At 73.1% G+C, this 13,909-nt stretch carries 10 protein-coding genes and 2 tRNA genes; 9 read left to right on the top strand and 3 right to left on the bottom strand.

The genetic code is table 11. The features are described 5' to 3' along the window. The first annotated feature begins 511 nt into the window (after positions 1-511). Both WN71_RS03180 and WN71_RS03175 read left to right on the top strand, forming a co-directional pair. A tRNA-Ser gene (locus WN71_RS03180) sits at positions 512-602 on the top strand. 201 nt (positions 603-803) lie between these two features. Then, positions 804-876 (top strand) — tRNA-Arg (locus tag WN71_RS03175). A 118-nt stretch (positions 877-994) separates the two neighbouring features. On the opposite strand, the gene WN71_RS03170 is transcribed toward WN71_RS03175, so the two are convergent. Both WN71_RS03170 and WN71_RS03165 read right to left on the bottom strand, forming a co-directional pair. After that, positions 995-2,482 (bottom strand): FG-GAP-like repeat-containing protein, encoded by a 1,488-nt coding sequence (locus WN71_RS03170; protein ID WP_046583760.1) that lies wholly within the window; start codon positions 2,480-2,482, stop codon positions 995-997. 51 nt (positions 2,483-2,533) lie between these two features. Then, positions 2,534-3,952: an FG-GAP-like repeat-containing protein gene (locus WN71_RS03165; protein ID WP_063777676.1), complete on the bottom strand. Its 1,419-nt coding sequence runs from the start codon at positions 3,950-3,952 to the stop codon at positions 2,534-2,536. A gap of 131 nt (positions 3,953-4,083) precedes the next feature. Between WN71_RS03165 and WN71_RS03160 the strand changes: the two genes are divergently transcribed. The 7 genes from WN71_RS03160 (at position 4,084) to WN71_RS39465 (ending at position 13,408) form a co-directional block, all read left to right on the top strand. Then, complete coding sequence (locus WN71_RS03160; protein WP_046583762.1) at positions 4,084-5,001, top strand: DUF2797 domain-containing protein; 918 nt, start codon at positions 4,084-4,086, stop codon at positions 4,999-5,001. A 69-nt stretch (positions 5,002-5,070) separates the two neighbouring features. Then, positions 5,071-5,961: an amidohydrolase family protein gene (locus WN71_RS03155; protein WP_046583763.1), complete on the top strand. Its 891-nt coding sequence runs from the start codon at positions 5,071-5,073 to the stop codon at positions 5,959-5,961. Between the two features lie 225 nt (positions 5,962-6,186). Further along, the gene (locus tag WN71_RS03150) at positions 6,187-6,927 is read left to right on the top strand and encodes a response regulator transcription factor (protein ID WP_046583764.1); all 741 of its coding nucleotides are present in this window, start codon (positions 6,187-6,189) and stop codon (positions 6,925-6,927) included. Further along, a complete protein-coding gene (locus WN71_RS03145; RefSeq protein ID WP_046583765.1) occupies positions 6,924-8,573 on the top strand; it encodes a sensor histidine kinase in 1,650 nt (549 codons plus the stop codon). Before WN71_RS03150 ends, WN71_RS03145 begins: the two co-directional genes overlap by 4 nt. Before the next feature lie 14 nt (positions 8,574-8,587). Next, positions 8,588-10,009, top strand: a complete 1,422-nt coding sequence (locus WN71_RS03140) for a bifunctional glycosyltransferase family 2/GtrA family protein (protein ID WP_046583766.1) — start codon at positions 8,588-8,590, stop codon at positions 10,007-10,009. Continuing rightward, the gene (locus WN71_RS03135; protein WP_046583767.1) at positions 10,006-12,390 is read left to right on the top strand and encodes a mannosyltransferase YkcB-related protein; all 2,385 of its coding nucleotides are present in this window, start codon (positions 10,006-10,008) and stop codon (positions 12,388-12,390) included. The genes WN71_RS03140 and WN71_RS03135 overlap by 4 nt, the downstream gene beginning before the upstream one ends. Before the next feature lie 160 nt (positions 12,391-12,550). Then, the gene (locus tag WN71_RS39465; RefSeq protein WP_240529546.1) at positions 12,551-13,408 is read left to right on the top strand and encodes a TetR/AcrR family transcriptional regulator; all 858 of its coding nucleotides are present in this window, start codon (positions 12,551-12,553) and stop codon (positions 13,406-13,408) included. Here the strand turns inward: WN71_RS39465 and WN71_RS03125 are convergent. Further along, positions 13,338-13,811 (bottom strand): PPOX class F420-dependent oxidoreductase, encoded by a 474-nt coding sequence (locus tag WN71_RS03125; protein WP_046583768.1) that lies wholly within the window; start codon positions 13,809-13,811, stop codon positions 13,338-13,340. The two genes, WN71_RS39465 and WN71_RS03125, sit on opposite strands and share 71 nt — an antisense overlap. Between the last annotated feature and the right edge of the window lie 98 nt (positions 13,812-13,909).

Raw genomic sequence — 13,909 nt, 5'->3', positions numbered from 1 at the left:
TCCCTGTTACCGCGTGTTGCCGACCGCGGAGGCCATCTTGCCAATCGGCCCGCGGCGTGTCACGCGAGGGAGTCTAAGGGCTGTGGTTGCGCTCGCGACGCCGGATGAGAGGGAGGTCGCACGCCGACGTGACGACGGCGTGACGGCGGCGGCCCGCCGGAACCGGTCACGAGCGGCGCCCTCCGGCGGGTCCGGCCCTCGGTGACCGCGCCCTTCACGTCCCGGACGGCGAGGCCCGCGTCCCCGGGCGCGCGCCGGCCCGGGAGCGCGCTCTTCACACCCTCCGCGCAACGGTCCCGGAGTCTCTATGACTCCGTCATGACTCCCCTGTGGGCGCCCCCGCGGCCAGTGCCCCGGCTACGCCCCGCGCGCCACACCCGGCCCACCCGTCCCGAAGTCCTTTGCCCTCCGGCCGCCCCTCCTAGTACCGTGGGGGGCGATTGGTGACAGCACGCTCGACTGTGTCATCATCTGCACGCACCACTCGCGTAGTCGCGCGGGAGGTTGTGCTGGAGGCGTCGCCTAGTCCGGTCTATGGCGCCGCACTGCTAATGCGGTTTGGGGTTTACGCTCCATCGAGGGTTCAAATCCCTCCGCCTCCGCACCTGATCGCCGAAGCCCCGGTCCTGAGGACCGGGGCTTCGGCGTTCACGCACTGCGCCTCCGAGACCACCCGTACGGCGTTTTCGCAGGTCACAAGGGGTGGACGGAATGGATTTCACATGACGGCGGCAGTCATGTAATGTTCTTCCTGTCGCCGCGAGCGGCCGAAAAGGCCGGAAGCGAAGACAACAACAGAACAAGCACTCGTAGCTTAACGGATAGAGCATCTGACTACGGATCAGAAGGTTGCAGGTTCGAATCCTGCCGAGTGCACATCGGTTCAGAGGCCCCGGAGAGATCCGGGGCCTCTGGCGTTTCCGAGGTGCGGTGGTGTGGCAGGTGCGGCCGCGCACCTCGCGGTGGGCGGCCGCACCTGACGGTGGGACAGGTCCTAGCCGCGTTCGGTCACCAGCCCGTACTGGAGGGCGCTCGTCGGTGCCGGGAGGCCGAGGCTTCGGGGGGTCAGGGACCGGGAGCCCGTGCCCGTGAGGCCCGTGGCCGTGCCGGGCAGGAACCAGGCGCCGCCGGAGGAGGAGTTCTCGCCGGGGGCGCCCGTCACGAGGTCCGCGTGGCCGTCGGCGTCGTAGTCCCGCAGGACGACCGACGCGCCGAAGCGGTCGCCGATCTCCGCGGTGCCCGGGACCGAGGCGCTGTTCTGCGTGAAACCGGTGCCGACGGCCGTGCCGGCGGCGGTCAGCAGGCCGGTGGCGGTGCCGTGCACGAGGACCACGGAGCCCGCGTTCTGCAGGGTGCCGACCGCCTCGTACGGGTCGCCCACGGCGAGGTCGGCGTAGCCGTCGCCGTCGACGTCGCCCGCGGAGAGCGACGCGCCGAAGCGGTCCTCGGACTCGGCGGCGCCCGCGATGCCGGGGGTGTCCTGCTGGATCTCCGCGGTGCGCGCGCCGAAAGCGCCCGACTTGGAGCCGTACGCCACCTTCACCAGGCCGCCCTTGAACATCTCGGGCGTGCCCGTGGAGCGGTCCGCGCAGTCCGGGGTGTCGGCTTCGTAGTCGGGCGAGCAGGAGCCGAGGGCCAGGTCGTCCGTGCCGTCACCGTCGAAGTCGCCGGCGGCGAGGGAGGCGGCGGCCGGGGTGCTCCACAGCCGCTCCGGGGCACCGGCCCGCCAGCGGTAGACCTGGACCGTCCTGCTCTCCGAACCCTGGAGGGAGACCGCGAGGTCGTCGGCGCCGTCGCCGTCGAAGTCGCCGGTGGCCAGGGCGATCACACCGGCGCCCTCGTCGGCCCCGGCGATCTCCCCGCTCAGGGTGTCCGGGGAGTCGGCGGTGAGCGGACCCGGACGCAGCACCGCGCCGCCGTGCTCCGACGCGTTGAGGCTGAGCACGAGGTCGGCCCGGCCGTCGCCGGTCACGTCCGCGGCGGCGATCTTCGCGCCGACCTTGGAGTACGGGTTCGTGCCCCGGGCGACCGTGTAGCCGCCGCGTGTGAGACCGGAGGCGGCGCCGCGCAGCACGGTGACCGTGCCCTGCTCGGCGTTCTTGTCCGAGGTGAGCGACTCGCTGGAGGCGCCCACGACCAGGTCGGCGTAGCGGTCGCCGTCGACGTCCGTGACGGCGACCGCGGAGCCGAAGGAGTCACCCGCCTCGGGGGTGCCCGGCACTCCGCTCGTCGCCTGGCTGATCCGTACGGAGCCGTACTTCCCGGGTCCGTCCGGGCCGCCCCACACGACGTTCACATAGCCGGCCCCGGCCTTGCCGTCGACCGCGGCGGCGGGCACGCCCACCGCCAGGTCCGGGTAGCCGTCGCCGTTGAAGTCCCCCTGCGGCGGGGCGGCGGGCGCGGCGTGGGCCGCCGCGGGCACGGCGAGACCCAGCAGGGTCGCCGCGCAGACCACTGCCGCGGAGAGGATCTTGTTGCTCATCGTCGTCGTGTCTCCAGTGCGTGTGTGTATGTGTGTACGCGGCGCGAGGCGTCAGCGGGCGAGGACGTCCGCGAAGCCGCTGCCGGCGACGACCGGGTAGTGGAAGGCCGGGGCGCTGAAGGCCGTCGCGTACGACGCCGTCAGGCCCGTGGCCGTGCCGCGCAGCACCCACGCCGCCCCGTCGTCCCGGCCGCCGCCCGCCACGTCCTCGCCGGACGCGCCGATCGCCAGGTCGGCCCTGCCGTTGCGGTTGATGTCGCGCAGCCGCACGGCGGAGCCGAAGCGGTCGCCGTCCTCGGCCGCGCCCGGTACGCCCGGCGTCGCCTGGTGGAAGGCCTGGGCCCCGGTCGTGGTCACCCCGGAGCGGCCGCCCTTGAGGAGCACGATGTCGCCGACGTCCTGGTGGCCGTCCACGTCCTCCTGCGGGGCGCCGACCGCGATGTCCGCGTAGCCGTCGCCGGTGGCGTCGCCCACCGCGACCGACGCGCCGAAGTCGTCGCCGGTCTCGTCGGCCCCGGGCACGCCGGGGCTGTCCTGGGTGTAGGTCGTTGCCTTGGTGGCCAGACCGGCCGCCCTGCCGTACCGCACGGTGACCGCGCCGCCCCTGCCCGCCCGCGTGTCGCCGGTGACGAGGTCGTCGTAGCCGTCGCCGTTGAGGTCGCCGGTGGCGACGGACGGGTCGCCGGTGCCGGCCTCGCCGCCGCCGTCGGCCAGTACGGAGTAGGAATAGCCGATGTCGCCGGAGCCGCCGCCCAGCAGGCCCAGATAGGTGCCGCCGCCGTCCGTCCGGGTGCCGTAGAGGACGTAGTCGTGGACGCCGCTGTCGGAGAAGAGACCGGCGGCGACGCCGGTCAGGCGCACCCCCGCGGGCAGGAAGTCCACGTCCGGCGGCAGCGCCCGGCCGCCGAGACCGGGCTTCCCCTCGCCGTAGTAGAAGAAGGAGTGGTCGCCGACGACGGCCAGCTGGCCCATGCCGTCGCCGTCGAGGTCGGCGAAGGCGACGCCGGTGCCGAAGGCGGTCGCGTCGGCAGTGGGGGCGTCGAGCACGGTGGCGCCGGAGGTGAAGGGGTGCGCTCCGCCCCAGACGACGGTCACCGATCCGTCGGGCTTGCCCGCGACCCGCTCGCCGGGCGCGCCGACGATCAGGTCGGCGTAGCCGTCGCCGTCGACGTCGCCGCTGGTGACGTTCGCGCCGAACCGGTCCTCGGGCTCGGCGGTGCCGGGGACGCCCGCGGTGTTCTGCGTGATGTTCACCGAGCGGGAGGGAGCGACGCCGGAGGCCGAGCCGAACAGGACGGTGACCGTGCCGCCGCCCTCCCCGGGCGTGCCGATGGCCAGGTCGCGATAGCCGTCGCCGTTGAAGTCGTCCCACAGCCGGGACGGCGCCGCGGAGGCGCTCGGGGCGGCCGCCCCGGCGAGGGCGAGCGCGGCCACCAGCACGGCGGCGCAGGTACGAGTCCGCAAAGTCATGCTCCTGTCAGCGAGGTGCTTCAGCGGGATATGACCTGCGTGGTGAACAAAGGGTTGTGCCGGATGGGGCGCCAGGTGAACGCGTTCGAGGCGCCGGTCGCTGTCGGTCCCACCGCCTACCCTCGACGGTGATGGGACAGGCATGGACGTGCACGGGGCTGCGCTGGCCGGGGAGCGGGCCCGAGCTGGTGTGGGGCGGGGGGCGGACGAGCCCGCTGCCGCGGGGGAAGCGGGTGGCCTTCGGGGTCGCCGCGGGGGCCGTGCGCGGCTGCGTGGGGGCGCGGGGCAACCCGTGTCCCGTGCGGGCGGCCGTGTCCGGGCGGAGCAGGGGTGCCCGGTGCGAGGAGTGCGCGCGGCTGGACCGGGCGCACTCGGTGGCCGCCGACACCCTGGCCGACGACCCGCGGCCCTACCGCGTCTATCTCGCCTGGTTCGGGCCGGGCATGGTCAAGGTCGGGATCACCGCCCTGGAGCGGGGGCCCGCGCGGCTGCTGGAGCAGGGCGCGGTCTGCTTCAGCTGGCTGGGCGCCGGGCCGCTGATGGCCGCGCGGCGGGCCGAGGAACTGCTGCGCGCCGCGCTCGGGGTGCCGGACCGCATCCCCTACGGCGCCAAGCGGGCGGTGCGGTCCCGGTTGCCGGGGTCCCCGGCGGAGCGGGCCGCCGAGGTCGAGGCCTTGCACGCGCGGGCCGTGGCGCTCGGCGGCTGGCCCGAGTCGCTGACCCGCTCGCCCTGCGAAGTCGTCGACCACGTGGGGGTGTTCGGGCTCGCCGGGCTGCCCGCCGCGGCCGCCGAGGTGACCGAGCTGACCGGCGGCGGCACGGTCGGCGGGGAACTGGTGGCCGCCGCCGGGCCCGATCTGCACCTGGCGACCGGACGCGGGGTGGTCGTGCTCGACACCCGGCTGATGACCGGGTGGCAGCTCGTTCCGGCCCAGGCGCGCTCGTCGGCGCCGGGCGCAGCCGGGCCCGCGTCGCCGCGGGAGGGCGAACTCACCGTGCCTGTAAGAGAGTTCAAGGAGGCGCCCGGGGTGCAGGACGGACTGTTCTGAGAAGGTCTCCGCAATCCCGTCCGGCAAGGTCCCTGGACTCCGGGCCGTCCCGCGGCACAAGGTGGCCGTATGAGTGATCAGCCCCTCGAAGAGGCCGCCGGTGTACGCCACTTCTGGCAGAGCCTCGGCCTGCCCGGCCTCGTCGACGTGCACACCCACTTCATGCCCGAGCGCGTACTCGCCAAGGTCTGGGGCTACTTCGACTCCCTGGGGCCGCTCACCGGCGGCGTCGCATGGCCCATCCGCTACCGCAAGGAAGAGGACGAACGGGCCGCCCTGCTGCGGAGTTTCGGCGTGCGGGCCTTCACCGCGATGCTCTACCCGCACAAGCCCCAGATGGCCCGCTGGCTCAACGCCTGGGCCGTGGACTTCGCCCGCCGCACCCCCGACTGCCTGCACACCGCGACCCTGTTCCCCGAACCGGACGTACGGGACTACGTCCGGGAGGCCGTCGACGCCGGGGCGCGGGTCTTCAAGGCGCATGTGCAGGTGGGGGCGTACGACCCGGGCGATCCGCTGCTCGACGAGGCCTGGGGGCTGCTCGCCGACGCCGGGATCCCCGTGGTGATCCACTGCGGTTCCGGACCGGCGCCCGGCCGGTGGACCGGGCCGGAGCCGGTCGGCCGGGTGCTGGCCCGGCACCCCCGGCTGCGGCTGGTCGTCGCGCACCTCGGGATGCCCGAGTACGAGGACTTCCTCGGCCTCGCCGAGCGGTACGCCGAGGTGCGCCTGGACACCACCATGGCGTTCACGGACTTCGCCGAACGGCTCGCCCCGTTCCCGAAGGACGCCCTGCCCCGGCTGGCCGGCCTGGGCGAGCGGATCCTGCTGGGCTCGGACTTCCCGAACATCCCGTACCCCTACGTCCACCAGCTGGACGCGCTGGCCCGGCTCGGTCTCGGGGACGCCTGGCTGCGGGCGGTCTGCCACGACAACGGGGCGCGGCTGTTCGGTCTGTGACCGCCCCCCTCCAGGCTGTGTGGAACCTGTCGATCCGCCCTGCGGACCGGGTGCTTCCGATGTGACGCGGGTCGCCGGCCCATGGCCCCGGCGTGCGGGATCGGTGCCCGCCAGGTCCAGGCCAAGGGGATGCAAGGGGTTCCCTTTGAGGCGCCTGTGGGTTTCTCAGGGAAATCACAGATTCGTGAAAGCGTGTTCTCAGAGCGCCCCGACAAGGTGTCCACCATGACCACGACCTCGCCCCAGGGGCGCACCGAACTGCTGAGGCCGGACGGGAGCCCCGTCCGCGTGCTGGTGGTGGACGACGAGCTGTCGATCACCGAACTCCTGTCCATGGCTCTCCGCTACGAGGGCTGGCAGATCAGGAGCGCGGGCGACGGCCAGGGCGCGATCCAGACGGCCCGGGAGTTCCGGCCGGACGCCGTGGTGCTCGACATGATGCTGCCCGACATGGACGGGCTCACCGTGCTGGGCCGGCTGCGGCGCGAGCTGCCGGACGTGCCGGTGCTCTTCCTGACCGCCAAGGACGCGGTCGAGGACCGTATCGCCGGGCTCACGGCCGGTGGCGACGACTACGTCACCAAGCCGTTCAGCCTGGAGGAGGTCGTCGCCCGGCTGCGCGGGCTGATCCGCCGCTCCGGCGCCGCGGACCGCCGTTCCGACTCCGTGCTGGTCGTCGGGGACCTGACCCTCGACGAGGACAGCCACGAGGTGTCCCGCGGCGGCGACTCGATCCACCTGACCGCCACCGAGTTCGAGCTGCTGCGCTTCCTGATGCGCAACCCGCGCCGGGTGCTGAGCAAGGCTCAGATACTGGACCGGGTGTGGTCCTACGACTTCGGCGGCCAGGCCAACGTGGTCGAGCTGTACATCTCCTACCTGCGGCGGAAGATCGACGCCGGGCGCGAGCCGATGATCCACACCCGGCGCGGCGCCGGGTACCTGATCAAGCCCGCGGCGTCATGAGCGGGCGGCGACGGCCTCGTCCGCAGAAGCGAGTTGCGGGTACGCCGCGCACCCTGCGGACCCGGCTCGTCGTCGCATCCGTGACGCTGATCGCCGTGGTCTGCGCGGTGATCAGCACGGTCACCACGCTCGCGCTGCGGTCCCACCTCTACGACCAGCTCAACGGGCAGCTGACCGAGGTCGCGGCCCGCGCGGCGGGCGGCTTCGGTCCGCCCGGCGGCGGGCTCAAGGGCGTCGGCAACGGCAACGCAAACGCCGCCGGCGGTGGCGCCGCGCCGCAGGTGCAGAGCAAGGCCACCAAGCCCAGCGACTTCGTCGTGCACGGCCCCCAGCCGACGGGCACGATAGCGGCCACGGTCGAGAACGGCACGGTCACCGACGCCAAGGTCAGCAAGAAGACCAACGACGACAACAACGTGCCGCAGATGGAGCCCAAGACCCTCTCCGCGGCGCAGATCGCGGCGCTCGCGACCGTCCCCAAGGACGGCAAGCAGCACACGGTCGACATCCCCGGCCTCGGCGGATACCGCGTCCAGTACGCGGACGGCAACAACGGCACCTACTACGTCGGCGTCAGCACCAAGGACGTCCAGAACACCATCAGCACCCTGATCCTCGTCGAGGTCAGCGTCAGCGCGGCCGGCCTGATCGCCGCGTCGCTGGCCGGCTGGGTCATCGTCGGGGTCGCCACCCGTCCGCTGCGCAAGGTGGCCGCCACGGCCACCCGCGTCTCCGAACTGACCCTGCACACCGGCGAGGTCAACCTCAGCGAGCGGGTCCCCGAGTCCGAGACCGACCCGCACACCGAGGTCGGCCGGGTCGGCGCCGCGCTCAACCGGATGCTCGACCACGTCCACGGCGCCCTGCACGCCCGCCAGCAGAGCGAGATGCGGGTACGCCAGTTCGTCGCCGACGCCAGCCACGAGCTGCGCACCCCGCTCGCGTCGATCCGCGGCTACGCGGAGCTGACCCGGCGCGGCCGCGAACAGGTCGGCCCCGACACCCGGCACGCGCTCGGCCGCATCGAGTCCGAGGCGGGCCGGATGACCCTGCTCGTGGAGGACCTGCTGCTGCTCGCGCGGCTGGACGCCGGGCGTCCGCTCCAGTTCGAGCAGACCGACCTGATCCCGCTGGTCGTCGACACCATCAGCGACGCCCGCGCGGCCGGCATGGACCACAACTGGCGCCTCGACCTGCCCGACGAGCCGGCGCTGGTCTCCGCGGACGCGGCGCGCCTGCAGCAGGTGCTGGTCAACCTGCTCGGCAACGCCCGCAACCACACCCCGCCCGGGACCACGGTCACGGCGCGGCTCCAGCGGCGCGGGCCGTGGATGTGTATCGACGTCGAGGACAACGGCCAGGGCATCCCGCCCGATCTGCTGCCGCACGTCTTCGAGCGGTTCGCGCGCGGCGACAGCGCCCGCTCGCGCTCCACCGGTTCCACGGGACTCGGCCTCGCCATCGTGCAGGCCGTGGCCACCGCCCACGGCGGCGCGGTGACCGTGGACAGCGTCCCCGGCCGCACGGTGTTCACCGTGCATCTGCCGGCCCTCTCGACGGCCCCCCGACCGGCCCCCGAAACAAACTGGCAATCGCACTCACAGGTACAGCACAGGACCACCACATGGGTGCGACAGCGCGCCTGACGAAAGTCCCTTTTATGCGAACCGACTCCGCACCCCCCACTCTGCCGGCGCGGGAGCACCTCCCGGCCGGTGACGCCGGAACGCCTGTACTCGACGTGGTCATCCCCGTCTACAACGAGGAGAAGGACCTCCAGCCGTGCGTGCGCAGACTGCACGAGCACCTCAGCCGCACGTTCCCGTACGCGTTCCGGATCACCGTCGCCGACAACGCGTCCACGGACACCACCCCGCTGGTGGCGGCCCGGCTGGAGGCGGAGATCCCCGAGGTCTCCAACTTCCGTCTCGAACAGAAGGGCCGGGGCCGCGCCCTGCGGACGGTGTGGTCCGCCTCGGAGGCGCCGATCCTCGCCTACATGGACGTCGACCTGTCGACCGACCTGAACGCGCTGCTGCCCCTGGTGGCGCCGCTGATCTCCGGCCACTCCGACCTGGCGATCGGCTCCCGGCTGGCCCGCAGCTCCCGCGTGGTGCGCGGGCCCAAGCGCGAGTTCATCAGCCGGGCCTACAACCTGATCCTGCGCGGCTCGCTCCAGGCCCGCTTCTCGGACGCCCAGTGCGGCTTCAAGGCGATCCGCCGTGACGTCGCGCAGGCGCTGCTGCCGCTGGTGGAGGACACCGGCTGGTTCTTCGACACCGAGATGCTGGTGCTCGCCGAGCGGGCCGGGCTGCGCATCCACGAGGTGCCCGTGGACTGGGTCGACGACCCCGACTCCACGGTGCACATCGTCAAGACGGCCACCGACGACCTGAAGGGGGTGTGGCGGGTGGGCAAGGCCCTCGCGACCGGGTCCCTGCCGCTGGACCGGCTCGCCCGGCCGTTCGGCGACGACCCCCGCGACCGCGACATCCAGGACGTGCCCAAGGGGCTGGCCCGCCAGCTCGTCGGGTTCTGCGTGATCGGCGGTCTGTCGACCCTGTTCTATCTGCTGCTCTACAGCGGCTTCCGTACGTTCTCCGGGGCGCAGGTCGCCAACGCGCTGGCCCTGCTGGTCTCGGCCGTCGCCAACACGGCCGCCAACCGGCGCCTGACGTTCGGGGTGCGCGGCCGCGGCGGCGCCGTACGGCACCAGGCGCAGGGCCTGGTCGTGTTCGGCATCGGACTCGTCCTGACCAGCGGCTCGCTGGCCGCCCTGAACGCGGCCACCGGCAACCCGGCGCACTCCACCGAACTGGCGGTGCTGATCGCGGCCAACCTGGCGGCGACCGTGCTGCGGTTCCTGCTCTTCCGCGCGTGGGTGTTCTCCGACGACGGCGACGAGGGCGAACGACGGCCCTCGACCGTGGTCGCCGGGCACCAGCCGGGCGCCCCCGCCGCCCGCTCGTACGACACCGATCAGGTCCGCGCCGGTGCAGCCGCGGACGGCACCTGGAGGGACGCCACGATGCATCTGCAGCCCGTGCGCCCGCACGACACCGACCCGAGGGACACCCGATGAGCACGGACTACGACCGGACGAGCCCCGCGGGGGGTGACAGCCCCTCCGTCTGGGGACCGCCCGAGACCGCCCCGCCGACCGGCCCGAAGGCGATCGAGGGGGCCGCGACCCCGCTCGCCCTGGACCCCTCGCCGACGCCCCCGGCGTCCGGCGCGGAGCCCGCGCAGGCTCTCCCCGCGCCCGAGTCCCCCGCGCCCGAGCCCGCCGCTGGTGAGCCGAAGCAGCCGCTGCACCGGCGGCTGTGGCGGGGCCGGCCGGAGGACCCGCGCTGGGTGCGCCCGGCCTTCCTCGGCCTGCTGGTCGCCACGTTCGTGCTGTACATGTACAACCTGGGCGTCAACGGGTACTCCAACTCCTTCTACTCGGCGGCCGTCCAGGCGGGCAGCAAGTCGTGGAAGGCGTTCTTCTTCGGCTCGCTGGACGCGGGCAACGCCATCACCGTGGACAAGCCGTCGGCCTTCCTGTGGCCGATGGAGCTGTCGGTGCGGATCTTCGGCCTGAACACCTGGGCGATCCTCACCCCCGAGGTGCTCATGGGCGTCGGTGCGGTCGCGGTGGTGTACGCCTCCGTGCGCCGCCGGTTCAGCCCCGCCGCCGGTCTGATCGCGGGCGCCGTGCTCGCGCTGACTCCGGTCGCGGCGCTGATGTTCCGGTTCAACAACCCGGACGCGATGCTCGCCCTCCTGATGGCGCTGTCCTGCTACTTCGTGCTGCGCGCGGTCGAGGACGGCCGTACCAGGTGGCTGGTGTACGCGGGCGTGGCGATCGGGTTCGCCTTCCTCGCCAAGACCCTCCAGGCCTTCGTGGTCCTGCCGCCGCTGGCGATCGTCTACGCGGTGGTCGCGCCGGTGAGCGTGAAGCAGCGCTGCAAGCAACTGGCCCTGGCCACGGCGGCGCTGGTGGCGGCGGGCGGCTGGTGGGTCGCGATCGTCGAGCTGTGGCCGGCCTCGTCGCGCCCGTACATCGGCGGCTCGCAGAACAACAGCTTCCTGGAGCTGACCTTCGGCTACAACGGCCTCGGCCGCATCAGCGGCGACGAGACCGGCAGCGTCGGCGGCGGTGGCGGCATGGGCGGCGGGCGCTGGGGCTCGACCGGCTGGGACCGGATGTTCGGCTCCGAGGTCGGCAGCCAGGTCTCGTGGCTGATCCCGGCCGCGCTGGTCCTGCTCGTGGCCGGCCTGGTCGCGACGCGCAGGATGCGGCGGACGTCGGTGACCCGGGCGTCGTTCCTGGTCTGGGGCGGCGCGCTGCTGATGACCATGATCGTCTTCAGCTACATGGCGGGCATCTTCCACCAGTACTACACGGTCGCCCTCGCGCCGTACATCGCGGCCGTGGTCGGCATGGGCGCGGGCCTGCTGTGGGAGCGGCGCCGGGAGTACTGGGCGTCGATCACCCTCGCCGGTGCCGTCGTGGCGGCGTCCGTGTGGGGCTACGTCCTGCTCAACCGGACCCCCGACTACCTGCCCTGGCTGCGGTTCCTGGTCCTCATCGGCGGTCTGGCCGGCGCCCTCGGCCTGATCTTCGCGGGCCGCGTGACCCGGCAGCTGGCGCTGGGCGCCGCGGCCGTGGGCATCGTCGCGGCGCTGGCCGGTCCGACGGCGTACACGCTGAGCACGGTGAACTCCGCGCACACCGGTTCCATCCCGACGGCCGGTCCGGCGGGCGCGAGCTCGATGGGCTTCGGCGGCGGCATGGGCGGCGGGCGGGGCGGCTTCGGCGGCAACCGCGGCGGGTTCGGCGGGAACATGCCGGGCCAGAACCAGCAGAACGGCGGCGGGAACACGCAGAACGGCAACGGCTTCCCGGGCGGCGGCGGCTTCGGCGGCAACGGGAACGGGAACGGCAACGGCAACGGCGGCTTCCCCGGTGGGAACATGCCGGGCCAGAACCAGCAGAACGGCGGCGGCAGCACCCAGAACGGGGGCGGCCTCCCCGGCGGCGGCTTCGGCGAGGGCGGCGGCATGGGTGGCGGCATGGGCGGCGGCGGTGGCGCCGGCGGCCTGCTGAACGGCGCGAACGTCTCCTCCGAGGCGAAGACCCTGCTGGAGAAGGACGCCGGTTCGTACACCTGGGTCGCCGCGTCCATCGGCTCCCAGAACGCCGCGAGCTACCAGCTCGCCACCGGTGACCCGGTCATGGCGATCGGCGGCTTCAACGGCACCGACCCGTCCCCGACGCTGGCGCAGTTCAAGAAGTACGTGGCCGACGGAAAGATCCACTACTTCATCTCCGGCGGCGGCATGGGCGGTGGCATGGGCGGCAGCAGCAACGGCACCGCCTCGCAGATCTCCTCGTGGGTCGAGAGCAACTTCAAGAAGGTGACGGTCGGTTCGGCCACCTTCTACGACCTCACGCAGCAGACGAGCAGCGGCAGCTGACGGCCGGCCGCAGGAAGCGGTGAGCGGAGCGAAGGGCGGTGACCACGGTCACCGCCCTTCTCGCGTCCGCGCCGCCGGACGGGCAGACTCGAAGGCGGCGGCCGGGTGTTCGCCCCGGCGACGCGAGTACCGAGGAAGCGACTGCCGAGGAAGGTGAGCCATGGCGAAGGCGGCCGAGCGGCCCGCGCGGACCAGCGTCTGGCTCACGGACCGGCCGCGGCGCGGCGGCCGCGGCGGCGGGCAGCCCTCCGGGCTCGACCGGGAACGGATCACCGAGGCCACTGTACGGCTGCTGGACGCCGAGGGCCTCGCCCGGTTCTCCATGCGCCGCCTCGCCGCCGAGCTGAACGTGACGGCGATGTCCGTCTACTGGTACGTCGACACCAAGGACGACCTCCTCGAACTGGCCCTGGACGCCGTCCACGGCGAACTGGACCTGCCGACCGCACCGCAGGACGGAGAGGGAGGCAAGGACGGAGCGGGTGGCGAGGACGGAGCGGGTGGCGAGGACAGAGAGGGCGGCGAGGACGGGGAGGGCGGTGTGGGTGGCGGGGACCGGGAAGACCGGGGCGGGGACCGGGGGGCCGAGGACTGGCGGGACCAACTGCGCGCGCTCGCCGCGCAGTACCGCGCGCTGCTGGTCCGCCATCCCTGGCTCTCCCCGCTCGTCGGCCGCTACCCCGACATCGGCCCGCGCTCCACGGCCTTCTCCCGGGCCGTGCGCCAGGTCGTCGGCCGCACCGGCCTGCCCGCCCACGGCATCACCGGCGCCATCTCGGCCGTCTTCGGATTCGTCTACGGCCACGGGACGGTCGAGGGCCGGGTCGCCGCCCGGGACGAGCGGGCGGCCGCCGACTCGCTCGCGGAGCCCCTGGACCGGGACTTCGCCGTCGCCCTGGACCTGCTGGTCGCGGGCATCGAGGCGACGGTCGCCCGCGAGGGCCGGCCTACGCCTCCTCGTCCACCAGCCGTGCCGGGAAGCCGCCGGTGGCCACCGGCCCCCAGCGCTCCGGGGTGATCCGGATGATCGACTTGCCCTGCTTGAGCATCGCTGCCCGGTACTCGTCCCAGTCCGGGTGCTCACCGGCGATGTTGCGGTAGTACTCCACGAGCGGCTCGACGGAGTCGGGCGCGTCGATCACCTCCGCCGTGCCGTCGATCTGCACCCACGGGCCGTTCCACTCGTCGCTCAGCACGATGAGCCCGACGCGCTCGTCGCGCTTGGCGTTGCGGGTCTTGGCCCGCTCCGGATACGTCGACACCACGATCCGCCCCGAGTCGTCGACCCCGCAGGTCAGCGGGGAGCCCTGAGGACCGCCGTCGGCACGGCGGGTGAGCAGGAGCGCGCGGTGCCGGGGGCGCACGAAGTCCAGCAGTTCGGCCAGCGATACACGGGTGTTCGTCGCGATAGTGGGTGCCATGGGGCCGAGCCTAGACGGCATGTCCGGGATCGAGTCGGAACAGATAAAGTGCAGGTGTCGTGTGCTCGCAGTCGGGAATGTGCTGCGGAGCTCTCCCT

Origin of the sequence: Streptomyces mangrovisoli (genome assembly GCF_000974985.2) — a bacterium.
Taxonomy (GTDB): Bacteria; Actinomycetota; Actinomycetes; order Streptomycetales; family Streptomycetaceae; genus Streptomyces; species Streptomyces mangrovisoli.
The sequence above is the reverse complement of the archived record's forward strand: the minus strand, read 5'-3'. Positions and strand labels throughout refer to the sequence as shown.